Annotated in this window: 24 protein-coding genes; 3 read left to right on the top strand and 21 right to left on the bottom strand. The window is 68.9% G+C overall.

All coding sequences use genetic code 11. The annotated features are described in order from the left end of the window. From vgrG to WS49_RS02100, 7 genes are all read right to left on the bottom strand, one after another. A partial coding sequence (gene vgrG, locus WS49_RS02130) for a type VI secretion system tip protein VgrG (protein WP_156441315.1) occupies nt 1-543 on the bottom strand: 543 nt, incomplete at its 3' end. A gap of 250 nt (nt 544-793) precedes the next feature. Continuing rightward, nucleotides 794-2,485, bottom strand: coding sequence for a cation/acetate symporter ActP (actP, locus tag WS49_RS02125; RefSeq protein ID WP_059524047.1), 1,692 nt, complete (start codon nt 2,483-2,485; stop codon nt 794-796). Nucleotides 2,486-2,496: 11 nt separating this feature from the next. Further along, nucleotides 2,497-2,802 carry a DUF485 domain-containing protein gene (locus WS49_RS02120; RefSeq protein ID WP_059524028.1) on the bottom strand — a complete coding sequence of 102 codons (306 nt, stop codon included), beginning with the start codon at nt 2,800-2,802 and terminating at the stop codon, nt 2,497-2,499. A 102-nt stretch (nt 2,803-2,904) separates the two neighbouring features. Further along, the gene (locus WS49_RS02115; RefSeq protein WP_059524026.1) at nt 2,905-4,110 is read right to left on the bottom strand and encodes a CaiB/BaiF CoA transferase family protein; all 1,206 of its coding nucleotides are present in this window, start codon (nt 4,108-4,110) and stop codon (nt 2,905-2,907) included. Nucleotides 4,111-4,140: 30 nt separating this feature from the next. After that, the gene (locus WS49_RS02110; RefSeq protein ID WP_059524024.1) at nt 4,141-5,286 is read right to left on the bottom strand and encodes an acyl-CoA dehydrogenase family protein; all 1,146 of its coding nucleotides are present in this window, start codon (nt 5,284-5,286) and stop codon (nt 4,141-4,143) included. A gap of 14 nt (nt 5,287-5,300) precedes the next feature. After that, nucleotides 5,301-6,497 (bottom strand): acyl-CoA dehydrogenase family protein, encoded by a 1,197-nt coding sequence (locus WS49_RS02105; RefSeq protein WP_059524022.1) that lies wholly within the window; start codon nt 6,495-6,497, stop codon nt 5,301-5,303. A gap of 29 nt (nt 6,498-6,526) precedes the next feature. Then, a complete protein-coding gene (locus WS49_RS02100; protein ID WP_059524045.1) occupies nt 6,527-8,668 on the bottom strand; it encodes a 3-hydroxyacyl-CoA dehydrogenase NAD-binding domain-containing protein in 2,142 nt (713 codons plus the stop codon). Between the two features lie 250 nt (nt 8,669-8,918). On the opposite strand from WS49_RS02100, the gene WS49_RS02095 reads away from it, so the two are divergent. Both WS49_RS02095 and ggt read left to right on the top strand, forming a co-directional pair. Further along, on the top strand, nt 8,919-9,881 hold the full coding sequence (locus tag WS49_RS02095; protein WP_059524020.1) for a LysR family transcriptional regulator: 963 nt from the start codon (nt 8,919-8,921) through the stop codon (nt 9,879-9,881). 70 nt (nt 9,882-9,951) lie between these two features. Then, nucleotides 9,952-11,835: a gamma-glutamyltransferase gene (gene ggt / locus WS49_RS02090; protein WP_059524018.1), complete on the top strand. Its 1,884-nt coding sequence runs from the start codon at nt 9,952-9,954 to the stop codon at nt 11,833-11,835. 43 nt (nt 11,836-11,878) lie between these two features. On the opposite strand, the gene WS49_RS02085 is transcribed toward ggt, so the two are convergent. The 6 genes from WS49_RS02085 to WS49_RS02060 all read right to left on the bottom strand — a co-directional run bounded on the left by WS49_RS02085 (nt 11,879) and on the right by WS49_RS02060 (nt 17,102). After that, complete coding sequence (locus tag WS49_RS02085) at nt 11,879-12,832, bottom strand: ABC transporter permease subunit (protein WP_059524016.1); 954 nt, start codon at nt 12,830-12,832, stop codon at nt 11,879-11,881. Further along, complete coding sequence (locus tag WS49_RS02080; protein WP_059524014.1) at nt 12,832-13,629, bottom strand: taurine ABC transporter ATP-binding protein; 798 nt, start codon at nt 13,627-13,629, stop codon at nt 12,832-12,834. The genes WS49_RS02085 and WS49_RS02080 overlap by 1 nt, the downstream gene beginning before the upstream one ends. A gap of 48 nt (nt 13,630-13,677) precedes the next feature. Continuing rightward, nucleotides 13,678-14,694 carry a taurine ABC transporter substrate-binding protein gene (tauA, locus tag WS49_RS02075; protein ID WP_059524012.1) on the bottom strand — a complete coding sequence of 339 codons (1,017 nt, stop codon included), beginning with the start codon at nt 14,692-14,694 and terminating at the stop codon, nt 13,678-13,680. Nucleotides 14,695-14,951: 257 nt separating this feature from the next. Next, complete coding sequence (gene lipA, locus WS49_RS02070) at nt 14,952-15,944, bottom strand: lipoyl synthase (RefSeq protein ID WP_057928546.1); 993 nt, start codon at nt 15,942-15,944, stop codon at nt 14,952-14,954. Next, entirely contained in the window at nt 15,937-16,692 is a 756-nt protein-coding gene (lipB, locus tag WS49_RS02065) for a lipoyl(octanoyl) transferase LipB (RefSeq protein WP_057928547.1), read from the bottom strand. Before lipB ends, lipA begins: the two co-directional genes overlap by 8 nt. 83 nt (nt 16,693-16,775) lie before the next feature. After that, a complete protein-coding gene (locus WS49_RS02060) occupies nt 16,776-17,102 on the bottom strand; it encodes a DUF2917 domain-containing protein (protein WP_059524043.1) in 327 nt (108 codons plus the stop codon). A gap of 102 nt (nt 17,103-17,204) precedes the next feature. On the opposite strand from WS49_RS02060, the gene WS49_RS02055 reads away from it, so the two are divergent. Continuing rightward, nucleotides 17,205-18,176, top strand: a complete 972-nt coding sequence (locus WS49_RS02055; protein ID WP_059524010.1) for a transcriptional regulator GcvA — start codon at nt 17,205-17,207, stop codon at nt 18,174-18,176. Nucleotides 18,177-18,461: 285 nt separating this feature from the next. Here WS49_RS02055 and WS49_RS02050 read toward each other — a convergent pair whose 3' ends face one another. The 8 genes from WS49_RS02050 to WS49_RS02015 all read right to left on the bottom strand — a co-directional run bounded on the left by WS49_RS02050 (nt 18,462) and on the right by WS49_RS02015 (nt 25,467). Continuing rightward, entirely contained in the window at nt 18,462-18,770 is a 309-nt protein-coding gene (locus WS49_RS02050) for an HP0495 family protein (RefSeq protein ID WP_059524041.1), read from the bottom strand. After that, complete coding sequence (locus WS49_RS02045; RefSeq protein WP_059524008.1) at nt 18,770-19,696, bottom strand: D-amino acid aminotransferase; 927 nt, start codon at nt 19,694-19,696, stop codon at nt 18,770-18,772. The genes WS49_RS02050 and WS49_RS02045 overlap by 1 nt, the downstream gene beginning before the upstream one ends. A 48-nt stretch (nt 19,697-19,744) precedes the next feature. Continuing rightward, the gene (locus tag WS49_RS02040) at nt 19,745-21,061 is read right to left on the bottom strand and encodes a D-alanyl-D-alanine carboxypeptidase family protein (protein ID WP_059524006.1); all 1,317 of its coding nucleotides are present in this window, start codon (nt 21,059-21,061) and stop codon (nt 19,745-19,747) included. A gap of 483 nt (nt 21,062-21,544) precedes the next feature. After that, entirely contained in the window at nt 21,545-22,189 is a 645-nt protein-coding gene (locus WS49_RS02035; RefSeq protein ID WP_059524004.1) for an alpha/beta hydrolase, read from the bottom strand. A gap of 13 nt (nt 22,190-22,202) precedes the next feature. Next, entirely contained in the window at nt 22,203-22,520 is a 318-nt protein-coding gene (locus tag WS49_RS02030) for a (2Fe-2S) ferredoxin domain-containing protein (protein ID WP_011694422.1), read from the bottom strand. 157 nt (nt 22,521-22,677) lie between these two features. After that, entirely contained in the window at nt 22,678-23,829 is a 1,152-nt protein-coding gene (locus tag WS49_RS02025; RefSeq protein ID WP_059524002.1) for a VanZ family protein, read from the bottom strand. A gap of 19 nt (nt 23,830-23,848) precedes the next feature. Further along, nucleotides 23,849-24,472 carry an ABC-type transport auxiliary lipoprotein family protein gene (locus WS49_RS02020; protein WP_059524039.1) on the bottom strand — a complete coding sequence of 208 codons (624 nt, stop codon included), beginning with the start codon at nt 24,470-24,472 and terminating at the stop codon, nt 23,849-23,851. A gap of 62 nt (nt 24,473-24,534) precedes the next feature. After that, complete coding sequence (locus WS49_RS02015; protein WP_059524000.1) at nt 24,535-25,467, bottom strand: MlaD family protein; 933 nt, start codon at nt 25,465-25,467, stop codon at nt 24,535-24,537. Nucleotides 25,468-25,477: the final 10 nt, after the last annotated feature.

Here is a 25,477-nt window from a genome sequence, read left to right as displayed (position 1 = left end):
ACAGTGAATCAGGCGGTGACTATCGGCCTTGTGCTGGAAGGCATAGAAAAAGCCTTCCTCGCGCAGGATGCGCTCGACAAAGTCGTAGTCGGTGTCGCCAGCCTGCACGCAGTATTCGCGTGCCAGATGCTCGGCGGTAACGCGCTGTTCGTAGTCCAGCGTTTGGTTGTGCGCCTTGAGCACGGCCGTCGCAATCTCGGGCACGCTCAGGGTCTGGAAGATGCGCCAGTCGGAGGATAGCTTCAGGCGCGCCAGGCGCGGCTCGACCACCGCGGAATAGCGGGTCCGTCGAAATCCCGTCTCGCCTTGGGCGAGCGATGAGATGGCGCCGTGCAAATAGCGCACCGGCAACCCGCCCTGCCATATGGTGAGCAAGCCATTACGGTCCAGCACCTGACCAAAGTCGATGGCAGGGTTGGTGCTGGCCAGCTCCACCTGCAAGTGGAAGGTCTCGGACAAGCCTTCGTGCAAAGTGAACTCCACCACTTCGAACGACTCGTCGCCGGCGGTGAAGGTAAAGCGCAGGTCGGATTGGATAGCCATAGTTAAGCTGCTCGCTGAACGCCCAGCAGCAACGATTAACTATTGCGACATCCACGTCTATTGGACGAATCTGAAAGTACAGTTTTTCCGCAAATTGGCCGCCACCCTATCCGCGATCGAACCAGACTACCCCGGTCAACCTTTGTCTCAAGTACCGTCTGTCCCGACGATGATCTCCGCGCTTCTCAAAAAACGAAACCCCGAAAGATCTCGATCCTCCGGGGTTTCACAGCCATAGCCCACGCACGAATCAATGCTGCACGGCCTCCCCGGCCAGCACGCCCGTCTGCGCGTAGAACTCCTGCCGCGCGAAGGCTTCGCGTTCGCGCCGCGCGCGCTCGCCGCGGTCCGCGAGCGAGCCGACGACGATCCCGACGAACGCGAGCGGCACCGACACGAGCGCCGGGTTGTCGAGGAACACCGGCGCATGCGCGTGATGCAGCACGTCGACCCACACCGACTTCGACAGCACCGTGAGCGCCACCGCCGACGCGAGGCCCAGGCCGCCGCCGAGCACCGCGCCGCGCGTCGTCATCCCGCGCCAGAAGATCGACATCGCGAGCACCGGGAAATTCGCGCTGGCGGCCACCGCCGCGACCAGGCCGACCATGAACGCGACGTTCACGTGCTCGAACAGGATCGACAGCGCGATCGCGACCGCGGACAGCCCGATCGTCGCCGCGCGCGAGATGCGCATCTCCAGCCGCTCGTCGGGCTTGCCGCGCGCCCACATCTGCGCATACAGGTCGTGCGAGATCGTGGTCGCGCCGGCGAGCGTCAGCCCGGCGACCACCGCGAGGATCGTCGCGAACGTGACGGCCGCGATGAAGCCGTAGAACCAGTTGCCGCCGACCGCCTGCGCGAGCTTCACCGCGACCATGTTCGAGCCGCCGAGCAGGTCGTGCGTCAGGTTGAAGGTGCCGTTCGCGCCGAGCCGGAAGAATTCCGGATGCTGCGCGAGCAGCACGATCGCCGAGAAGCCGATCACGAACGTGAGCAGGTAGAAGTAACCGATGAAGCCGGTCGCGTAGAGCACCGACTTGCGCGCCTCCTTCGCGTTCGGCACCGTGAAGAAGCGCATCAGAATGTGCGGGAAGCCGGCCGTGCCGAACATCAGCGCGATGCCGAGCGACAGCGCGTTGGCCGGATCGCGGATCAGCTTGCCGGGCCCCATGATCGACAGCGCGCCCGGATGCACGGCCACCGCGCGGCGGAACATCTCGTCGACGCTGAAGCCGAATTCGCCGAGCGCGAGCAACGCGAGCAGCGTCGCGCCGCACAGCAGCAGCACGGCCTTGATCACCTGCACCCAGGTGGTCGCGGTCATCCCGCCGAAGAACACGTACACGACCATCAGCACGCCGACGATCAGCTCGGCCGTGCCGTACGACAGCCCGAACAGCAGCTGGATCAGCTTGCCCGCGCCGACCATCTGCACGACCAGGTACAGCACGACGATCGTCAGCGCGTTCGCGGACGTCAGCAGCCGGATCGGCCGCTGCGCGAAGCGGTACGCGACGACGTCGACGAACGTGAACCTGCCGAGGTTGCGCAGCGGCTCGGCGATCAGGAACATCACGAACGGCCAGCCGACCAGGAAGCCGATCGAATAGATCAGCCCGTCGAAGCCGAACATGAACACCATCCCCGACAGCCCGAGGAACGACGCGGCCGACATGTAGTCGCCCGCGATCGCGAGCCCGTTCTGCAGCCCGGTGATGCCGCCGCCGGCCGTGTAGAAGTCGCGTGTCGAGCGCGTGCGGCGCGCGGCCCAGCGCGTGAGCGCGAGCGTCGCGAACACGAACGCGAAGAACATCGCGATCGCGACCGGGTTCAGTTCGACCTTGTCGGGCATCGGCCCCGCGACGGCGCTCGCGCGCGCGGCGGAGGTGAAGAAAACGAGAACGGCCAGCGCGCCGAGCGCGCGCGAGATGCGTCGCATGTCGGCCTCCGTCACGAACGTTGCAGGATCGCGTCGACGCGGCGGTCGAACGCACGGTTCGCGCGCAGCACGTAGCACGCGGTCAGGCCGATCGCGACCAGGATGATCGCGACGCCCGCGACGATCCCGACCGTGGTCGTCGCGCCGCGGTACAGCGGCGCCGCCAGCACGCGCGGCGCGAGCGCGACGAGCAGGATGAAGCCGTAGTAGGTCGCGATCATCAGCGCCGTCAGCGTGAAGCTGAAGCGGCGTCGCGCACGCACGAGCTGCTGGTAGTCACGGCGCGCCGTGACCGATTCGATGACGGAATGCTCCATGGTGTCTCCGATGTCCCCTCGTCGTTCGCGAGGCGTGTCTTATGGATGGTCGGCGCGCGTCGACTGCTCCGCCCGCGCCGCGGCGGCAATACATGAAACGCGCTACACGACGCGATCCGCGCGCAGCCGCGCCAGGTCGTCCGGCGACAGCCCGAGCCAGCGACCGAGCACGTCGTCCGTATCGGCGCCGAGCACCGGCGGCGCACCGCGCACCGGCAGGCGCGTACCGTCGAAGCGATACGGCGGCGCGAGCACGTCGACGCCGCCCGCGACCGGATGCGGCTGCCGCGTGACGAGCCCCGCGCGGGTCGCGCGCTCCGACGTCAGCGCGTCGTGCAGCCCGAGCACCTCGCCGCACGGAATGCCCGCATCGGCGAGTGCCGCGAGCAGCATCGCGCGCGGCCGCCGCGCGAGTTCGCCGCGAATCTCCGGCAGCAGCGTGGCGCGGTTTTCCGAGCGGCCGAGGTTGGTCCTGTAGCGGTCGTCCGCGGCGAGATCGGGCCGCTCGATCGCATCGCAGAAACGTGCGAACTGCGTGTTGTTGCCGACCGTGATCACGAGCGGGCCGTCGGCCGCATCGAACACGCCGTACGGCACGATCGACGGATGCGCGTTGCCGTAGCGCGGCGGATCCTCGCCCATCAGCAGCGCGTCGAGCCCGTAGTACGCGGTGATCATCAGCCCGCAGTCGAACAGCGCCATCTCGATGCGCCGTCCGCGCCCCGTCGCGTGGCGCTCGTACAGCGCGGCGAGGATCGCCTGCGCCGAATACATGCCGGTGAACAGGTCGACCGCCGCGACGCCGAATTTCAGCGGCGGCTGGCCGGCCTCGCCGTTCAGCGCCATCAGCCCCGCCTCGCCCTGCACGACGAGGTCGTAGCCGGGCCGCGCGGCCTCCGGGCCCGAGCGGTCATAGCCGGAAATCGCGCAATGCACGAGCCGCGGATTCAGTTCGGCCAGCGCGTCGTAGCCGAGGCCGAGTTTCTCCGCACCGCCGAACTTGAAGTTGTGGATCAGCACGTCGGCCTGCGCGGCCAGCTCGCGCGCAATGCGCCGCCCGTCCTCGGTCTGCAGGTCGACGCAGATCGACCGCTTGCTGCGGTTCACGCTGTTGAAATACGTGGTCTCGGTCTCGCCGATCCGCAGCCCCCAGTCGCGCGTGTCGTCGCCGCGCACCGGATGCTCGACCTTGATCACGTCCGCGCCGAAATCGGCGAGCACCATCGCGCTCCACGGGCCCGCGAGCACGCGCGAGAAATCAAGCACCTTCACGCCGGCCAGCGGCAATGCGCGCGGATCGTTCGTCATCCTTGTCTCCTCCATTCGCGTCGCATGCCTTTATTGTTTCGACAGCGCGATGTAGCGCGCGAGATGATGATCCTCGTCGCCGAGCTGGTGATCGATCATCACAAGCCGCTTCGCGTAATGCGACAGCGGCAGCTCCCACGTCATCCCGATCCCGCCGTGCAGCTGGATGCTTTCCTCAGCGACGAGCGTGCCGATCCGGCCGATGCTGTATTTCGCCGCCGCGAGCGCGCGCTCGCGCACCGCGCGTGGCGCATCGAGCTGCGCGGCCGCGTTGATCACCGCCGAGCGCGCCTGCTCGACTTCGAGCAGCAGGTCGGCCATCCGGTGCTGCAGCGCCTGGAAGCTGCCGATCGGCAGCCCGAACTGCTTGCGCGTGCGCAGGTATTCGAGCGTGGCTTCCTTCGCGACGTCCATCGCGCCGAGCGCCTCCGCCGACAGCGCCAGCAGCCCGTAGCCGAGCACGCGTTCGAGCAGCGCGGCGCCGGCATCTCCGTCCCGGGCATCCGGCGCGCCGAGCGCGGCCTCGGCCGGCAACACGACGCGCTCGAAACGCACTTCGGCCGCGCGGCCGCCGTCGATCTTCCTGTAGTCGCGCAGCGACACGCCCGGCGCGTCGGCCGGCACGACGAACAGGCCGATGCCGGCCGCGTCGTCGTCATGACCGGACACGCGCGCGCTGACGACGAAGAATGCCGCCTGCGCGGCCTGGTCGACGACGCCCTTCGCGCCCGTCAGCACCCAGCCGTCGCCGTCGCGCTCGGCGCGCGTGCGCACGGTCGTCAGTTCGTAGTGCGAGCCCGGCTCGTCGTGCGCGAACGCGGCGCTCGCGCTGCCGTCGATCAGCGCGGCAAGCCGTTCGCGATGCGCGTCGCCGCCGCCGAGCGACAGCGCGCGGCCCGCGAGCAGCGCGCCGAGGAACGGCTCGACGACGAGCCCGCGCCCGAGGCATTCGAACACCACGGCGATGTCGAAACCCGCGCCGCCGAAGCCGCCGTCGGCTTCGGGAAACAGCGCGCCGACCGCGCCGAGTTCAGCGAAGCGCCGCCACATCGCGCGATCGAATCCGTCGGTCGACTGCGCGATGCGGTCGCGCACCGGGAACGCATACTGTTCGGCGATGAAGCGGTTCAACGTGTCCGCCAGCATCCGCCGGTCTTCTGTGTGCTGGAAATCCATCGTCGCGTCCCTCGTTACAGCCCGAGCATCATCTTCGCGATGATGTTCTTCTGGATCTCGTTCGAGCCGCCGAAGATCGACAGCTTGCGGTTGTTGAAGTACTGCTGCGCGGCGCTCGCGGCCCCGTCCGGGCCGACCGGCTCGCCGTCGTGATCGGCGTCGAGCGCCTCCTCGACGAACGGCTGCGCGTACGGCCCCATCGCGCGGCGCATCAGCGCGGTGATTTCCTGGCGGATCTGCGTGCCGCGAATCTTCAGCATCGAGCTCTCCGCGCCCGGCACGCCGCCGCCCGCGACCGCGGCCAGCACGCGCAGGTTGGTCGTGCGCATGTTCTCGAGCTCGATCTCGACGCGGGCGACGCGCGCCGCGAAGAACGGATCGTCCGCGAGCGGACGGCCATTCTTCGTCACCTTCGCGGCGACCGCGCGCAGCCGGTCGAGCGCGGCCGTCGAGAAGCCGATTCCGGCGATGTTGGTGCGCTCGTACGTGAGCAGGTATTTCGCACAGGTCCAGCCGCGGTTCTCTTCGCCGACCAGGTTCTCCACGGGCACGCGCACGTCGGTGAAGAACACTTCGTTCACCTCGTGCTCGCCGTCGAGCGTGATGATCGGGCGCACTTCGACACCCGGCGTGGCCATGTCGATCAGCAGGAAGCTGATGCCCTCCTGCTTGCGCACGTCGGTCGCGGTGCGCACGAGGCAGAAGATCATGTTCGCGTAGTGGCCGAGCGTGGTCCACGTCTTCTGGCCGTTCACGACGTAGTGATTGCCGTCGCGCACCGCGCTCGTCTTCACCGACGCGAGATCGGAACCGGCGCCCGGCTCCGAATAGCCCTGGCACCACCAGTCGGTGCCGTCGAGAATGCGCGGCAGCCAGTGGCGCTTCTGCGCTTCGTCGCCGTACTTGATCAGCACGGGCCCGAGCATGTTGACGCCGAACGGGACGATGCGCGGCGCGCCGGCGAGCGCGCATTCGTTGTCGAACAGGAATTTCTGCGCGACGCTCCAGCCGGGGCCGCCATACTCGCGCGGCCAGTGGCTCGCGAGCCAGCCGCGGGCATTCAGGATTGCGTGCCATTCGCGCATGTCGTCGCGCGTCAGATGCAGGCCGCTCTTCACCTTGCGCGCAGTGCGCGCGGGCAGTTCGGCGGCGAGAAAGCGCTGCACTTCGGTGCGGAACGCTTCCTCTTCGGGGGTGAAATTGAGGTCCATCGTGAGTCCGTTGCGAATGCGGTGAGCGTTCAGTCGATATGGTTCAGGCTCGCGAAATCCGCGCCGCGCTCGACCAGCTCGACGATCAGCGGCGAAGGCTTCCAGAACAGCGGATCCTCCTTCGCGAACGCGCGGATGTCGGCGAGCACGTTCGCGAGGCCGACCGTGTCCGCGTAGTGCATCGGGCCGCCGCGATAGCGCGGGAAGCCGTAGCCGTACAGGAACACCGCGTCGACGTCGAGCGGGCGCAGCGCGATCTTCTCGTGCACGACGTTCGCGCCTTCGTTGATCATCGCGGCGAGGTAGCGGCGCATGATCTCGTCGTCGGTGAACGTGCGCGGCGCGATGCCCTTCTTCGCGCGCTCGTCTGCAACGATCGCCTCGACTTCCGGGTCCGGCGTGCCGACGCGCGCGCCGTCCGGATACAGGTAGTAACCGCGCGCGGTCTTCTGCCCGAACCAGCCGCGCTCGCACAGCCGGTCGGAAATCTCCACGTAGCGGGCGCGCGGGTCGCGCGTCGCCGCGCGGCGCTTGCGGGTCGCCCAGCCGATGTCGCCGCCCGCGAGGTCGACGACCTGGAACGGCCCCATCGGAAAACCGAATTCGCGCACCGCGCGGTCGATCTGGTAAGGCGATGCGCCGTCTTCCATCAGGTAGTCCGCGGCGGTGCGATAGACCGCGAGGATCCGGTTGCCGATGAAGCCGTCGCACACGCCGGCGCGCACCGGCGTCTTCTTCAGCTGCCTGGCCAGCGCGAACGCGGTCGCGACGACGTCCGCGCTCACGCGCGCCGGCACGACGATCTCGAGCAGCTTCATCACGTTGGCCGGCGAGAAGAAATGCAGGCCGATCACGTCGGACGGTCGGTCGATGCTGGCGGCCAGCTCGTCGATGTCGAGATACGACGTGTTGGTCGCGAGCACCGCGCCCGGCTTGCACACGCGCGCGAGTTCGGCGAACACCGCCTTCTTCACGCCCATGTCCTCGAACACGGCCTCGATCACCACGTCGGCCTGCGCGAGCGCGTCGTACGACGTGCTGCCCTTGAAGCGCGCGAGCCGCGCCGCGTGCGCGGCCGGCGTCATCCGCCCCTTCGCGACGAGGCCGTCGTACACCTTCTCGACATGCGCGCGGCCGCGCGCGAGCGACGCTTCGTCGCGTTCGATCATCGTCACGGGCAGTCCGGCGTCGAGCGCCGCGACCGCGATGCCCGCGCCCATCGTGCCGCCGCCGACCACGCCGATCCGCTCGACCGGACGCGCGCTCGCGCGCCGCGCCTCGGGCGCCTTCGCGGCCTCGCGCTCCGCGAAGAACGCGTGCACGAGGCCCGCGCGCTGCGGGCTGTCGATGCATTGCAGGAACAGGCTGCGTTCGAGCTTCATCCCCGCGTCGAACGACTGCGTGAGCGCGGCCTCGACCGCATCGACGATCTTCGCCGGCGAGAACAGGCCGCGCGACTGCTTCGGCAGCTCGGCGCGCGCCGCGTCGATCGCGGCCTGCGCGGCCGCGCGATCGGCGAGCCCCTGCGCATCGCGCGTGCGCCGCGCCGGCGCGCCGAGCGACACGAGTTCCTGCGCATAGGCGAGACCTTCGGCGAGCGTGTCGTCGCTGTGCGCGACGCGATCGACGAGGCCGAGCGCGAGCGCTTCGTCGGCGCTGGCGTGACGCCCCGTCAGCATCAGGTCGAGCGCGGCCTTCGCGCCGATCAGGCGCGGCGTGCGCTGCGTGCCGCCCGCGCCGGGCAGCAGGCCGAGCGTGACTTCGGGCAGGCCGAGCTTCGCGCCGGGCACCGCGAGCCGGTAATGCGCGGCGAGCGCGACCTCGAGGCCGCCGCCGAGCGTCGCGCCGTGCAGCGCGACCACGACCGGCTTCGCGCTCGACTCGATCCGCTCGCATACGTCCGGCAACGACGGCGGCACCGGCGGCTTGCCGAACTCGCGGATGTCGGCGCCCGCGATGAAGTTGCGGCCGGCGCCGACGATCAGCACCGCGCGAATCGCGTCGTCGGCCTGCGCGGCGTCGAGCGCGTCGGCGAGACCGCGCCGCACGTCGGCGGACAGCGCGTTGACGGGCGGATGGTCGATCGTGACAACGAGCACCTTGTCGCGCCGTTCGCGCGTGACGGTGCCGGCGCCGGCACCGGAAGGTTCGGGGGAAGCGGGTGAATTCATCGTGTCTCCAGTGCGGTGCGCCGCGCGGGCGAAACCGGTCGTCGGGCCGGCAAGCGGTGCCGGCTCCCGAGCCTGGTGCCGCGCGGCGGGAAACGATCCGGCGTGGTTGCCGGGCATGACTCGATTCTCGATTGATCGAGATTCATTGACAATTCCCGCGCGCCTTTACAAGCTGTCAAGTCTGACTTGACATTGAATGCTTTCAGACCGTTTCCGGCCCTTAAGCGGGCCGGATCGGGAGACACAAGACATGGACCTGAACGCGCTGACGCTGCTCGTCGAGATCCTCGATGCGGGCAACCTGAGCAAGGCCGCGCAGCGGCTCAAGATGAGCCGCGCGAACGTCAGCTACCGGCTGAACCAGCTCGAACGCTCGATCGGCCAGCAACTCGTGCGCCGCACGACGCGCTGCATCGAGCCGACCGAGATCGGGCTGAAGCTGTACGAGCACGGCCGGCGCATCCGCAATGAACTGCTCGCCGCGCAGGAATCGGTGACGACGCTCGGCCAGGACCTGCAGGGCCGCGTGCGGCTGTCGGTGCCGAGCGGCTACGGGCAGATGGTGATGTCCGAGTGGCTGCTCGCGTTCAAGCGGCTGCATCCGGGCATCGTGCTCGACGTGGTGTTCGAGAATCGCGTGGAGGACCTGATGCGCGACGAAGTCGACATCGCGATCCGCGTGATGTCCGAGCCGCCGCAGAACCTCGTCGCGCGCGACATGGGCGCGGTGCGCTACGTCGCGTGCGCGTCGCCCGCGTTCGCGGCCGCGCACGGGATGCCCGCGAGCCTCGGCGCGCTGGCCGCCGCGCCGGTCGTCACCGCGACGGTGCTGGGGCGGCAGTTGCGGATCGCCGCGTATCTCGGCGACGAGCGCCACGAGGTGCTGCTCGAACCCACGCTGATTTCGGAGAACTTCCTGTTCCTGCGCCAGGCGATCCTCGCCGGGATCGGCGTCGGCATCGTGCCCGACTACGTGATGCAGGACGACATGCGGCGCGGCACGGTCGTCACCTCGCTCGACGCGTACCGGCTCAGCATCTTCGGCACGCACATGTACATGCTCTACATGCCGAACCGGCACCACACGCGCGCGACCGCGACGTTCATAGAGTTCATCCTCGAACAGGCCGGGAAGACCGGCCGGGGCGGCTCCGACGGGATGCGTCAGGGTTTCCTGTCGGGTGACAACCCGCCGGCCGCGCGGCGACAATAGCGCGCCGCCCGTGCGGAGCGCGTGCCGCGCATACGCCGCCGCCTTCGAATTCACTGTTGCCGAGGGTTCAATGTTCGACCGGATTCGTCCGTATTCGCGTCCCTGGACGCCCGTCGCCGAGCTCGCGCTCGTCGCGCTCGCCACGTTCAGCGCCGGCTGCACGTCCCCGTCCGCGCCGTCGGGCGCCGTCGTCCCGGTCGCCGCCGCGTCGGGCGCCGCGGTGCCGCTGCCCGGCGTCCACGCGCCCGAACGCTCGTCCGGCTGGACCGACAAGCCGGGCTGGACCTCGCAGCACTTCATGATCGCGGCCGCGAACCCGCTCGCGACGCAGGCCGGCTACGACATGCTGAAGGCCGGCGGCACCGCGATCGACGCGGCGATCGCGACGCAGATGGTGCTCGCGCTCGTCGAGCCGCAATCGTCGGGGCTCGGCGGCGGTGCGTTCATGCTGTATTCCGACGGCAAGACGACGCAGGCATACGACGGCCGCGAGACCGCGCCGGCCGCCGCGACCGACCGCCTGTTCTACGGCCCGACCGGCCAGCCGATGGGCTTCTACGAAGGTGTCGTCGGCGGCCGTTCGGTCGGCACGCCGGGCGTGCTGCGCATGCTCGACGCCGCGCACCGCGCGCACGGCAAGCTGCCGTGGCGCCGGCTGTTCCAGCCCGCGATCCGGCTCGCCGAGCACGGCTTCACGATCAGCCCGCGCCTGGCGATGCTGATCGCGAACGACAAGTACCTGATGAACGACCCGGCCGCGCGCGCGTACTTCTACAACAAGGACGGCACGCCGAAGGCGGCCGGCACGGTGCTGAAGAACCCCGCGCTCGCGACCGTGCTGCGCCAGGTCGCCGACCGCGGCGCGAATGCGTTCTACACCGGCGCGATCGCGCGCGACATCGTCGCCAAGGTGCGCAAGCATCCGACCAACCCGGGCCTGCTGACGCTGCAGGATCTCGCGCGCTACAAGGCGAAGGTGCGTGCGCCGCTGTGCACCGACTACCGGCGCTCGGTGGTGTGCGGGATGCCGCCGCCGTCGTCGGGCGGCCTCGCGGTCGCGCAGATGCTCGGCATCCTCGAGGCGATGCCCGACTGGCAGCAGATCGGCGCGCAGAAGCCAGTGCGGACCGAGCTCGGCTACGAGCCGACGCCGTTCGCCGCGCACCTGTTCAGCGAGGCCGGGCGCCTCGCGTATGCGGACCGCGCGCGCTACGTCGCCGATCCCGATTTCGCGCCGCTGCCGGGCGGCAGCTGGGCGAGCCTCGCCGACAGGACCTATCTCGCGCAGCGCGCGCGCCTGATCGGCGACACGAGCATGGGCGTCGCGCAGGCCGGCACGCCGCAGGGCGCGACGCTCGCGCTGGCCGACGACCGCAGCCCCGAATTGCCGTCGACGTCCGACATCGCGATCGTCGACCGCTACGGCCAGGCGCTGTCGATGACGACCAGCGTCGAGGACGCGTTCGGTTCGCGGTTGATGGTGCGCGGCTTCATGCTGAACAACCAGCTCACCGATTTCTCGTTCGTGGCGAGCGAGAACGGCCGGCCCGTCGCGAACCGCGTGCAGCCGGGCAAGCGGCCGCGCTCGTCGATGGCGCCGGAACTCGTGTTCGACAAGAAGACGAAGCAGGTGACGATGATCGTCGGCTCGGCCGGCGGCCCCGCGATCATCAACCATGTCGCGAAGACGCTGATCGGCGTGATGGACTGGGGGATGACGATGCAGCAGGCGATCGCGCTGCCGAACGTCGGGTCGATGAACGGGCCGACGCAGCTCGAGCGCGGCCGCGTGTCGGACGCGCTCGTCGACGGCCTGAAGGGACGCGGGCACGACGTGCAAGTCGTCGAGATGAATTCCGGACTGCAGGGGATCCAGCGGCTGAACGTGCAGGGGCAGACGGTGTGGTTCGGCGGGGCCGACCCGCGGCGTGAAGGGATCGCGATGGGGGATTGAAAGCGGCCGGCAGAGGCGGCGTGAATGCGCCGCCTGCTGCGTGTCATCCGCGCCCTTTCCACGGCACGATCCGCCGCTCGACCCATCGCATCGCGAGATCGAACAGCCACGCGATCGCGCCGATGATCAGGATGCCCATCACGACGATATCGGTGCGCAGGAAGCTCGACGCGTTGAGCACCATCTGCCCGAGCCCGGCCGTCGCGGCGACCATCTCGGCCGCGACGAGCGTCGTCCAGCCGAACCCGATCGCGATCCGCAGGCCGGTGAGGATTTCCGGCAGCGCGGCCGGCAGCACGACGTGGCGCACGATCTGCGCGAAGCTGCCGCCGAGCGAATAGGCGGCGTTGATCTGCTCGACCGTCGCCGCGCGCACGCCCGCACGGGCGGCCATTGCGATCGGCGCGAAGCACGCGAGGAAGATCACGACCAGCTTCGCCGTCTCGTCGATGCCGAACCAGATCACGACGAGCGGCAGGTACGCCAGCGGCGGCAGCGGCCGGTAGAATTCCAGCAGCGGATCGAGCACGCCGCGCGCGACACGGCTCACGCCCATCAGGACGCCGGCCGGCACGCCGATCGCGGTGGCGAGCAGGAATGCGCCGAACACGCGCGCGGCGCTCCACAGCAGATGCTCGGGCAGCGGCAGGCCGCCCTGGATGCGGCCGTGCCACGCATCGACGAATGCCGCCCACACCGCTTCCGGCGCGGGCAGGAACAGCGGCGGCAACCACTGCCAATGCGTCGCGCTCCACCACAGCACGGCCAGCGCCGCGACCGTCGCCGCGCTGAGCCCCGCGGTTTTGCCCTGGCCCGGCAAGCGGTAGCGGCGCGACGGCCGCGCCGCCTTGCGCCGCGTCGTGCGCTCGTCCTGCTCGACCCTTCCGGCCGCTCGATCGGCCGCCCAGGAATCCTGCGTGCTCATGTCGTCCTGCCTGTGCAAAGTACTGATCCGGCCGCGCCCGACGGACGCGCCCTGCCGCGCGAATTCGTGCATCACGTGACCTCCGCGACCGCCTCGTCGCGATGCAGATACGCGATCAGCCGCTCGCGCCATGCGATGAATTCCGGCGACGACTTCACCGCGCGCGCATCGCGCGATTCGACGTAGCGCCGCGCGAACGGCAGCTCGAAGGTTTCCGCGATGCGGCCGGGGCCGGGCGTCATCACGACGAGACGCGTCGCGAGGAACAGCGCCTCCTCGACGTCGTGCGTGATGAAGAACACCGTCTTGCCCGTGCGCGCCCACACGTCGAGGACGAGCGCCTGCATCGTGCCGCGCGTCATCGCGTCGAGCGCGCCCATCGGCTCGTCCATCAGCAGCACGCGCGGATCGCTCGCGAGCGCACGCGCGATGCCGACGCGCTGCTGCATCCCGCCCGACAGCTCGTACACGCGCGCATGCGCATGGCGCTCGAGGCCGACGAGCGCGAGCATCTCCGTCGCGCGCGCTTCGCGCTCCGCCTTCGACACGCGTGCGAAGCGCAGCCCGAGCGCGACGTTCTCGAGCACGTCGAGCCAAGGCAGCAACGCATATTTCTGGAACACGACGCCGCGATCGGCGCCCGGGCCCGCGACCGGCACGCCGTCGACGCGCACGTCGCCCGTCGTCGGCGCGACGAAGCCGGCCATGCAGTTCAGCAGCGTCGTCTTCCCGCACCCGGACGCGCCGAGCGCGACGACGAATTCACCGGAATCGATGCGCAGGTCGACGCGCGCGAGCGCCTGCGTCGTCGGCCGACCGCGTTCGCCCGGATAGGCGACCGATACCTGACGGACTTCCAGCGTGCTCATGATCGAGGGCTCCGCGATGAGTGGCCTGAGTCGCCTGACGCGCCGCGTTCAGCGTGCGGCCTTCTGCACGAACTGCGGATCGACGCCGACCGAATAGTCGGCGAGCACCGTCTGGATCGTGCCCTGCGATTTCAGGAACGCGGCGGTGGCCGCGAGCGACTTCGCGGCGCCGGACTGCGCACCGCCGCCGAGCCACGTCGGCGACGCCTGCTCGGCCGGCGTCGGGAACGCGTAGAGCGCGAGGCTCGCGGGCACGTCCTGCACGTCCGCGCCCGACACCTTCGCGACCGCCGCGACCTGCGGCGAACCAGCCTTCCAGGCGGCCGCATGCGCGCGGTAGTCGGCATCGGCGGACGCAAGCACCTTCACGAAGCGCGCGACGAACTCGGGGTTCTCGCGCGCGAACTTGCGGCTCACGACGAAGCCGTCGAAGGTTGCCTTGCCGCTTTGCTTCGCGACCTGGCCCGACGTCGTCAGCACGGTGCCCGACTGCTTGACCTTCGCGAGCACCGGATCCCAGATGTAGGTCGCGTCGATGTCGCCGCGCGTCCACGCGGCCGCGACCTCGGGCGGACGCAGGTTGACGATCTTCACGTCGTTCGGATTCACGCCGGCGGCCTGCAGCGCGACGAGCGTATGGAAATGCGACGTCGACACGAACGGCACGCCGATCTTCCTGCCCTTCAGCGCGGCGACGCTGGTCACGCCCGAGCCGTTGCGCGCGACGAGCGCCTCGGCGTCGTTGATGTTGTCGAGCACCCAGAACAGCGAGATGTCGAGCCCCTGCGACAGTCCGGCCGCGATCGGGCTCGACCCGGCCTCGCCGAGCTGCACGGAGCCCGACGCGAGCGCGCGGATCACGTCGGCGCCGCTGTCGAGCTTGCGGAACGTGACCTTGTAGCCGGTCGCCTTTTCGACTTCACCGCTCGCCTGCGCGTAGCGCCACGGCACGACCATATCCTGGTACGCGATCACGACTTCGCGCGATTCGGCGTGCGCCGCGCCCAGCGCGGCAAAGGCGGTCAGCGCGACGACGGCGCGGCGGACGAAGCTGAAACGGGACATGCGGCTCTCCTTCGAATGCGGGCATTGCTGCGGGAGAGCCGACTTTACGAGCTTTGCGCGCGGCGGGAGCGAACTTATCCTGCGAAGCTATCGATGCCGTTTCAGCTTTGCTTTCCACGTTCGACCGGAACACGCGTCCGGTCGGATGGCGATTGTCGTGCGAACGCGCGGGCGGCGGCCGCACCAACGAAAAAGCCCGCATCGCTGCGGGCTTCTTCAACTGCATGAGATGTGAGGCTGTTGCGCGAACGCGGCGCTCAGACCACCCCGGCCCCGTGCGCCTGCAGATCGGCGTGATAGCTCGACCGCACCATCGCGCCGACGGCCGCGTGCGTGAAGCCCATCTTGTACGCCTCTTCCTCGTACATCTTGAACGTGTCCGGATGCACGTACGCACGCACCGGCAGGTGGTGCTCGGACGGCTGCAGGTACTGGCCGATCGTCAGCATGTCGACGTCGTGCGCGCGCAGGTCGCGCATCACCTGCAGGATTTCCTCTTCGGTCTCGCCGAGGCCGACCATCAGGCCCGACTTCGTCGCGACGTCCGGATGCTGCGCCTTGAAGTCCTTCAGCAGCTTCAGCGAGTGCGCGTAGTCCGAACCCGGGCGCGCTTCCTTGTACAGGCGCGGCACCGTTTCGAGGTTGTGGTTCATCACGTCGGGCGGTGCCGCGTTCAGGATCGAGATCGCGCGGTCGAGACGGCCGCGGAAGTCCGGCGTCAGGATCTCGATGCGCGTTTCCGGCGACTGCTCGCGCACTTCGCGGATGCACTCGACGAAATGGGCGGCGCCGCCGTCGCGCAGGTCGTCGCGGTCGACGCTCGTGATCACCACGTACTTGAGCTTCAGCGCGGCGATCGTGCGGGCCAGGTTCTTCGGTTCGTCCGCGTCGAGCGGATCGGGACGGCCGTGGCCGACGTCGCAGAACGGGCAGCGGCGCGTGCACTTGTCGCCCATGATCATGAACGTCGCGGTGCCCTTGCCGAAGCATTCGCCGATGTTCGGGCAGCTCGCTTCCTCGCACACGGTATGCAGGTTGTGCTCGCGCAGGATCGTCTTGATCTCGTTGAAGCGCGAACTGCCGGTGGCCGCCTTCACGCGGATCCATTCCGGCTTCTTCAGCTTCTCGATCGGAATGACCTTGATCGGGATGCGCGCCGTCTTCGCCTGCGCCTTCTGCTTGGCGGTCGGATCGTAGGCAGGGGTCGCGGCCGAATCGGCCGGTGCGGGGGAAGCGGTAACGTCAGTCATTCGAATGTTCCAGTGCCTGCGGCTTGTCGGCGGCCGCGGATTCGCCGTCGAGGTTGGCGATCAGACGCCCCACCAGCGTGTGGGCGACGTCGTTCCAGTCGGCGGCAACCTCGAGGCTCGCCATGTCGACGGTTTCCAGTCCGGCATAGCCGCACGGGTTGATCGCGAGAAACGGGCGCAGATCCATCTTCACGTTCAGGCTCAGCCCGTGATAGCTGCAGCCGTTGCGGATCTTCAGGCCGAGGGCCGCGATCTTCGCGCCTTCGTGCACGCCGGATGCCACGTAGATTCCCGGCGCGCCCGCCTTGCGGACCGAAGCGAGATTATACGCCGCGAGGGTTTCGATCACGGCTTCCTCGATCTTCGTCACGAGCGTGCGCACCATCAACTTGCGCCGGCGCAGGTCCAGCAGCAGGTAGACGACGATCTGGCCGGGGCCGTGGTAGGTGATTTGTCCGCCGCGGTCGACCTTCACGAGCGGCACGCCGCTGTCGGCCACCAGCAGGTGGGCCGGGTCGCCGGCCTGGCCGAGCGTGTAGACGGGCGGATGCTCGACGACCCAGATTTCGTCGCCGGTGTCGGCCGTGCGCGTGTCGGTGAACGCGCGCATCGCGTCGAAGCTCGTCTCGTAGGCCTCGCTGCCCCGCCAGCGCACGGTGACCGGCGCGACGGGCTGAACCGGAGACCCGGCGGGCGATTCGGAAACAGCGACAGGCGTGGACACGATGGCAACCGGCGAGACGGACATGGGCGGTAGTTTACCGAAAACCCATGCGTCTCGCCGGCTATGGAAGGGGACGGATCGCGCGTATCCGTCGGAGGAAAGGCCCGTTAGACGGTGCGCCAGCCGTCGTGGAGCAGCGCATTCACACGATCGCGCAGCCGTGCGAGCGCGCCGCGCGCGATCTCCCCGGCCGGCCGCGACACCGAGAACGCCACATGCGCGCCCTGCCGGCCTTCCGCGCTGAGCCACAGCCGCTCGCCGCGGCGCAGCCGGAGCGTTTCGCCGTCGACCAGGAAGTAGTCTTCGACGTCGTTGCTGCGCGTCGCCCACACCGGCCCGCACTGCACCGTCAGACGGGTGCTGCGCTGCACCTTCATCGGCACGGTTTCGCCCGCGGGAATTTCGAACGTGATGCTTGAAGAAATTTCTTGCATGATCGTCTCCGCCAATAAATGCTTCGATGGCTACAATCGTAGTCACTTCAAGGCGTCCGACAAAACGACCAATTTTCACGTCGATGTGAGGAAAATTAGCAAATGGACCTCCGCCAGCTGCCTGCGCTGAACGCGATTCGCGCGTTCGAAGCCGCCGCCCGCCACGAGAATTTCTCCCGCGCCGCCGACGAGCTGTACGTCACGCACGGCGCGGTCAGCCACCAGGTTCGCGCGCTCGAGGAGGAGCTCGGCGTGCAGCTGTTCACGCGCAACGGCAAGCGGCTGTGCCTGACCGACGCCGGCATGCGCTACGCGCAGCAGGTCCGCACCGCGTTGATGGTGATCGCCGACGCGACGCGCGAGGTGCGCGCAAGCGACCGCGGGCGACGGCTGGTGGTGTCGATGCTGTCGTCGTTCGCCGCGCGCTTCATCACGCCGCGCATCGGCACGTTCATCGAGCGGCATCCGGAAATCGACGTCGAGCTGCAGTCGACCAACTCGCTCACCGATTTCGCGCGCGACGACGTCGACCTCGCGATCCGCTTCGGCTCCGGCACCTATCCGGGGCTGCACGTCGAGCCGCTGTTCGAGGAGGTGTTCTTTCCGGCGTGCTCGCCGACGCTGAACGGCGGTAACCTGCCGCGGACGCCCGCCGATCTCGTGCACTACAACCTGCTGCGCTCGGACGACGAGTTGTGGCGGCCGTGGTTCGACGCGGCCGGGCTCGATACGCTGACCGAGCCGAAACGGGGGATTCTGTACCAGGATTCGTCGAACCTGCTGCTGGCCGCGATCGACGGCCAGGGCATTGCGCTGGTGCGCCGCTCGCTTGCGGTGCACGACCTGCTGGACGGGCGCCTCGTGCGCCTGTTCGACATCGACGGGCAGAGCCCGTGGCACTATTTTTTCGTGTGTCCGCCGCCGCTCCTGAACACGCCTCGCGTGCAGGCGTTCAGGGCGTGGCTGCTTCAGGAAGTCGCCGAATACAAGCTGCTGTGCGACGAGCTGGACGCGCGGCGCGCGGCGGGGAAGACCCCCGCCGAGTGCGCGCAGGAAGGCGGATGGAGAACGTAGGGCCTGTTCCCGCCAATAACGGGCTTGCGCTGGCCCCCAGAAGGGCCGAGCGCAAGGAATGCGACGAAGCGAATACTCGACGTATTCGCAAGGAGCATGACGCGGCGATCGGCCCTTCTGGGGGCCAGCCCCACGAGTGATTTTTTCCAAACAGGGGAACGGGCCTTGCCGGCCGCATTGCGGCGTCGCGCGTCGCTTGTTTGGCTCGGCCAAACGGCGCTCCTTGCTCCTTGCACTGCAGCCGGCAAGGCTCGTTCGCAAGCCCGTTATTGGCGGGAACAGGCCCTAGAGCACGACCTTGACCATCGGATGGCCGGTCAGTGCACGGTAGATCGTGTCGAGCTGTTCCTGGCTCGTCGCGCGCACGGTGATCGTGAGGCCGGTGTAGTTGCCGCCGCTCGATGCACGCTCCTCGATCTTCTCGACGTCGATCTCGTTGTCGTGGACGGCCACGACCTTGAAGATCGTGTCCTTGAACTCCGGGTGCGCCTTGCCCATGATCTTGATCGGGAAATCGCACGGAAACTCCAGCAGCGACTCCTTCCGGGTATCGATCGCGCCGGTGACCTCGATGGTTTTGGTCGGTTCGCTCATCATTTTCTCCGGGTTAGGTCAAACTGTTCAAACTCGCGTGCCTTCGCACGCTGGTACGCGTCGTACAACGCCGCGAACACGGGGCCCGGCTTGCCGCCCTGCACGGGCAGATCGTCGAGCGACGTGACGGGCAAAATCTCTTTCGTGGCCGACGTGATCATGATCTCGTCCGCCGAGCGCAGCTCGACCTCGCTGATTTCGCGCGCGACGAACCGAATGCCGCATTCCTCGGCCAGTTGCTCGACCAGCGCGTAGCGGATCCCTTCGAGGATCCTGTTGCTGCGCGGCGGCGCCATCAGCTCGCCGTTCTTCACGATCCATACGTTCGACGACGAACCTTCGGTCACGTTGTCGTCGCGCAGCTGAATCGTCTCGAACGCATCGCGTTCGGCCGCATGCTGCGCCATCAGCACGTTGCCGAGCAGCGAAATCGACTTGATGTCGCAATGCAGCCAGCGACGATCCTCGGCCGTCACGCAGCGCACGCCCCGCGCGCGCTCCTCGTCCGACGGCAGGCGCAGCGGGCTCGTCATCGCGAACACCGTCGGCACCGCGTTCGCCGGGAACGCATGGCCGCGCTTCGCGACGCCGCGCGTCACCTGCAGGTAGACGAGCGCATTGCCGTCGCCGAGGCCTTCCGCGTTCGCGGCGACCACGCGCTCGATCAGCGCGCGCCAGCCGGCCGCGTCATGCGGATCGTCGATGCCGATCTTCTTCAGGCTGCGCGCGAGCCGTTCCAGATGCTGTTCGATCCGGAACGGCACGTGCGCGCCGTCGTGCGCATAAACGGGGACGACTTCATACACGCCATCGCCGAAGATGAACCCGCGGTCGAGCACCGGGACCCGGGCTTGCGACAACGGCACCAGCTCCTCCTGCGACGACACGCTGAGGTAGACAATCGGTTCGAATTCGGCTTGGCTCATGGCTGTACCAGATGGGGATGAAGTCGTGAAAACAAAGGCCCGTCGCGCTTACTTCTTCTTGCTGAACATCAGCAGGATCGAGTCCCAGATACGACCGAAGATACCCGCTTCCGGCACCGCCTGCAGCGCGACGACCGGGAACTCCGACAGCGTCTTGCCGTCGGCGACGATCTTCACGGTACCGACCTGCTGGCCTTCCGCGAGCGGCGCGATCAGCGGCGCGTTGACCTCGACTTCCGGCTTGACCTTGTCGCCCAGGCCGCGCGGCACGGTCACCCACTGGTCGCCCTTCACGCCGACCTGCACGGTGTTTTCCTTGCCCTTGTAGATGCGCGGCGTCGACATCGCCTGGCCGCCCTTGAACAGGCGCACCGCGTCGAACGCGCTATAGCCGTAGTTCAGCATCTTCATGCTGTCCTGCGTGCGCTCGCTTTCCTTCTGCTCGCCCATCATCACCGACACGAGACGGCGCTGGCTGTCGACACCCGGGATCGCGCGCTTGGCCGACGCGATCAGGCAATAGCCGGCCGCTTGCGTATGGCCCGTCTTCAGGCCGTCGACCGTCGGATCCAGCCACAGCAGGCGGTTGCGGTTGCCCTGGCGGATGTTGTTGTACTTGAATTCCTTCTCCGAGAAGATGCTGTAGTACTGCGGAAAATCGCGGATCAGGTGCGCGGACAGCTTCGCGAGGTCGCCGGCCGTCGTGTAGTGGTTCGGGTCGGGCATGCCGTTCACGTCGGCGAAGTGCGTGCCCTTCATGCCGAGGCGCGCCGCCTCGTCGTTCATCAGCGTGACGAACTGCCCTTCGCTGCCGCCGACCAGTTCGGCCAGCGCGATCGCGGCGTCGTTGCCCGACTGGATGATCATCCCGTACACGAGGTCGTGCACCGACACCGGCTTGTTCGCCTCGATGAACATGCGCGACTCGTCGGTGCCGACACGGCGAACCGCAACGCTCGGCGTGACGATCTGCTCCATCGAGATCTTCTTCTTGTCGAGCGCTTCGAACACCAGGTAGGCCGTCATCAGCTTCGTCAGCGACGCGGGCTCGACGCGTTCGTCCGCGTTGCCCGATGCGAGCACGGTGTTGCTCGTCGCATCGACGAGCACCCACGAGCGCGCGTTCACGCCCGGCGGCGGCACCGCGCCCGGCATGAAGGTCGCGGGCGCGCCGGTGAACTGCTCGGTGGCGGCGGCCGGCGCGGCATGCGCGGCCTTGGCCTTGACGGCCGGCTTCGCCTCGGCGACGACGATCGTCGACGCGAGTGCGACGGGCAGCATCACGCCCAGCGCGACGTTGCGCGCGGCGGTGCCGAAGGCGATGGAAGAAGCGAGGGACTTGAGGCCTTGGGGAGACAGACGCATGATCGATTCAGGCTGGTGGCAGAAAGTGCGGCGCGAAACGCGCAGGGGTTGAACGGCAAGGCGGCGAGCGTTCCGGCGTTCGTCCGACTGCGTCGGACGGCGCGAAACGCGCCGGTTGGACTCGTGCGGACGCGTTCGGTTCGCGGCCGTCGCGAGCGGGCGGACAGGCGGCGAAACGAGCGCCGCATGGGCCCGGCCGGGCCGCGGGCGACGCGAAATGCGGCCATTATACGTGGCCGCGAACGGCGTTTTCGCGAACCAGGGCTCAGGTGGCCACACACAGGCTTCGGGAGGATAGCGCGGCTTCGCTGCGGAGAATCGTGCTCGAAGCCGCGCGAAAGGCGTGCGCAGGCGCCGTGCAAGCCGGATTGCGCCGCGCTGGAACGGGCATCTGCGATCGCGTCGGGACACGATGCGGCGCGATGTCGCGCGCGGCGACATCGCGGTCGTGCGGCAGCGGCGCCGCACGCCGGGTTCAGCGGATCAGCGCCACGCGTCGACGATGATGCGCTTCAGCACGTGCAGCTTGCGATGCAGGAAATGCTCGGCACCGGGGATCACGACGACCGGCAGTTCCTGCGGCCGCGCCCAGTCGTAGACCGAACCGATCGGCACCGTGTCGTCGGTTTCGCCGTGGATCACGAGCGTGTTCTCGGGCACGTCGGCGACCTGCCAGCGGCTCGCGGCCGTGCCGACGAACACCATCCGCTCGATCGTCTCGCCCGCGTCGCGCAACCGCTTCGCGACGTGCGACAGCACGAAGGTGCCGAACGAGAAGCCCGCGAGCACGAGCGGCAGGTCCGCATAGGCGGGCTGCGCGCGCATGTGCGCGAGCACGGCGAGCAGGTCGTCGGCCTCGCCGATGCCGTTGTCGTGCACGCCCTCGGTCGCGCCGACGCCGCGGAAATTCGACCGGTACACCACGTAGTCGAGCTGGACCAGCGTGCGCGCGAGCGTTTGCGCGACCTTGTTGTCCATCGTGCCGCCGAACAGCGGATGCGGGTGCGCGACGAGCGCGATGCCGCGCGGCGCGGCGCCGCCTTCGCGCACGGCGTCGGGCAGGTCGACCGCGATTTCGATCTGCCCGACCGGGCCGGGGATCAGCGACTTCTGCGTATGAACGTTCATTCGGCCGGCCCGCTCAGATCTTCAGGCGGTCGACGACCTTGCCGTCGCGCAGGTGCGATTCGACGATCTCGTCGATGTCGGCCTGGTCGACATACGTGTACCACGTGCCTTCCGGATACACGACCATCACGGGCCCTTCCTCGCAGCGGTCGAGGCAACCGGCCTTGTTGATGCGCACCTTGCCCGGCCCCGCGAGGCCGAGTTCCTTCACGCGCTTTTTCGCGTACTCCTGCATGGTCTGCGCGTCGCATTGCGCGCAGCTCGGACGCTCGGCGCCCGGTTCGCGCTGGTTCAGGCAGAAGAAGACGTGGTGCTGGTAGTAGGAATCCATGATGATGACGTGCGGCCCGGCGCGGCGCCGGGCGGAAAGAAGGGCGATTGCCGTTGCGCGCGGCAACGGATGTGCGGACGATTATAGCGACCGGCGCGCGCGGCTGCCCGCGACCGACGAGGCGCGGCCGCGCCGCCCCGTTGCCTCTCCCGACGCGTCAGCGCCGCCGCGCGGCCGGCAGCCACGCGTGCTCGACTCGCTGACCGAGCCAGATCAGCGCCGCGTAGGGCCAGATCCACGCGAGCCAGCGCGCGATGCTGTTGAAGTGCACGTAGCGGCCCTGCCGCCAGCCCGACAGCGTGAAGTCGAAGAACGGGTTGACGGGCAGCAGGTTGACGAGCGCCACACCGGCCAGCAGCGCGAGCGCCGCGAGCAGCGCGCGCCATGCGGCCGGCACGCGCAATGCGAGCAGCGCCGCCGCGAAGCCGAGCTCGATGCCGAGCCGCGCGCCGGGCGTCGCCCACACGACGACGAGGCCGGTGCTCGACTGCATGAAGGTCGCGGCCGCCTTCAGCGCGAGCGTCGCGGCGACGAACGCGATCAGGAGCCGCACGCGCGGCGCGCGGGCGCGCATCGCGAGCGACGCGATCGCCAGCGCGGCGAACAGCATCAACCCGCCGAGCGCGGCTTCCCACGCGGAATCGGACAGCCAGCCGTCGACGCGCTCGGGCCATTCGCTCACGCGCCACGCGGCCGGCAGCCATGCGAGCAGCGCGTCCTGCATCGAGCCGTCGGCGCGCTCCCACAGCGCGGCCGGCCAGTCGCCGATGCCGAACAGGAACGGCGACGGAAACAGGATCGCGAACGGCCACAGCGCGGCAAGCAGCAGCGGCGTCGCGCCGTCGGCCTCGAACCACGCGAAGCGCAGCCGGCGCAATGCGCCACGGTCGAGCAGCGCGCCGGTGGCCGGTGCCGCGAGCGCCGCGCCGAGCAGCGCGCCGAGCGCGTTGGCCGCGAGGTCGAGATTCGACGCGACGCGCGTCGGCAGGTAGGTCTGCAGCGCCTCCATCGATCCCGACAGCAGCACGCCGAGGCCGCCCACGATCAGCGTCGCGGCCACCCCGCGCCAGCGCGGATGCAGCGCAAGCACGCCGAGTGCGCCGAACGGCATGTAGCCGAGCACGTTGGTGACGACGTCGAACGCGGTCACATAACGCTGCATCGGCGCGAACAGGTAGTCGAACGGCCCGATGCCGAGCGATACCCAGCCGTCGAACGGATACAGCGATGCATAGACGATGAGCGCCGCATACGCGGCGAACGCCTGCCGTGCCAGCGACGACGCGCGCGACGTGCCCGGCGCGCTCATCGCGGCTGCGCGCGCTGCGTCACGGGTTGCCCGCGTACGCCTGCACGCCGACCCACGCCGCGATCTGCGACACGAGCTCGTCGCTCGCGGCCGCGAGCGCGCGCGCACCGCCGGCCGCGTCGGGCGTGCTCGACGGCGCGCGCGCGACGAACGTGCGCTGGCCGAGCACCTTGCCGTCCTGCATCAGCGTCGCGCGCGCGGTGACCGCGCCGTGGCTCTGCGACTGCCCGTCGAACACCTGCTCGAATTCGTTCAGGTCGACCTTCAGCGTCGGCGCGCGCACGCCGTCGGAGCCTTCGAGCACCGCGCCGCGCGACGACAGCGCGCCGCGCAGCCGCTGCGTGAGCAATTGCGCGGGCGGCGCGGTCCAGCGGCTGTCGCGATAGACGGCCGTGCGCTGCGCATCCGCATACGCGAGGCGATAGACGAATTTGTCCGTGTCGAGCGCGTCGGGCGCGGCGACGTCGAGCACCTTCAGCGCGGGGCCCGTGCCGGCCGTGACGGCCGATGTGGCCGGCCCGAGGTCATAGCGGACGTTCGACAGCGCCGCGCCGTTGCCGGCGCAGCCGGCGGCGAACACGAGCGTCAGCATCGCGAGCGCGGTCGCGGCGGGACGCAGCGCGCGATCAAGGATTCGTGGCATGGCATGTTCCTGCATGATGTTTCCGGTTTCGATGGCGTCGTGGTCCGGGCTGGCGATCTGCTTCATTTCCCGGCGGCCCCTGCCCCCGGCCAGACGAAGCCCGCCTCGCCGGGGCCGGGCGCGGAGCCGGGCGAACCGAACAACAGACTGCTCGGGTTGCGGCCGAGTTCACCGGCGACGTCCTTCAACTGCCGCGACGCATCGCCGACGCTGCCGGCCAGCACGTTGAAGCGCGGCAGCGTGTCGTACTGGACCCGCGCGTTCAGGTCGTTCAGCGCGACGCCGACCTGCTCGGCAGCCGAGCCGGCCTTGTTCAGGTTCGCCACGAGCGGCCCGTTCGGCTGCAGCAGCGTGTTCGCCGACGCCATCGCGCGATCGACCTGGTGCATCGTTTCCGGCAGCGCGGCCACCGCCGGCGCGAGCTGCTTCGACAGCGTCGTCGCGCCGTCCGCCGCGTGCTGCAGGCTTTCGGCCGTCGCGCGCAGCTGCTCGCGCATCTCCGGCGACATCAGCGCGTTCGCGCTTTTCGCCGCCAGCTCGAGCTGCCGCAGCAACACGTCGCCGCGCTCCTGGATCTGGTCGAACAGGCTCGGCCGCATCGGGATCTGCGCGATCGCCTTCGGCGACGACGGCAGCGGCGCCAGGTCGCGGCCCGTGTCCTCGAGCTGCACGAACGCGATGCCCGTCACGCCCTGGAAGCCGAGGCTGCCGTAGGTCGACTGCGTGATCGGCGCGTCATGGTCGACGAGGATCCGGATCCGGATCTGGCCCGGATGCGAGCGGTCGAAGCCGATCGACTGCACCTTGCCGACGTCGAGGCCGCGAAAGCGCACGGCCGCATCGGGGAACAGGCCCGTCACGTTGGTGCGCGCGAGCAGGTCGTACGGCACGCGCACGGTGCGATCGACGTTGAACCAGAACACGGTGCCCGCGATCGCCAGCGTCAGCGCGATCGTGAACAGGCCGGCCCAGAACGCATGTGATTTGTTTTCCATTCGCGGGTTC

Origin of the sequence: Burkholderia sp. RF7-non_BP4 (genome assembly GCF_001521935.1) — a bacterium.
Classification (GTDB): Bacteria; Pseudomonadota; Gammaproteobacteria; order Burkholderiales; family Burkholderiaceae; genus Burkholderia; species Burkholderia diffusa.
The sequence above is the reverse complement of the archived record's forward strand: the minus strand, read 5'-3'. Positions and strand labels throughout refer to the sequence as shown.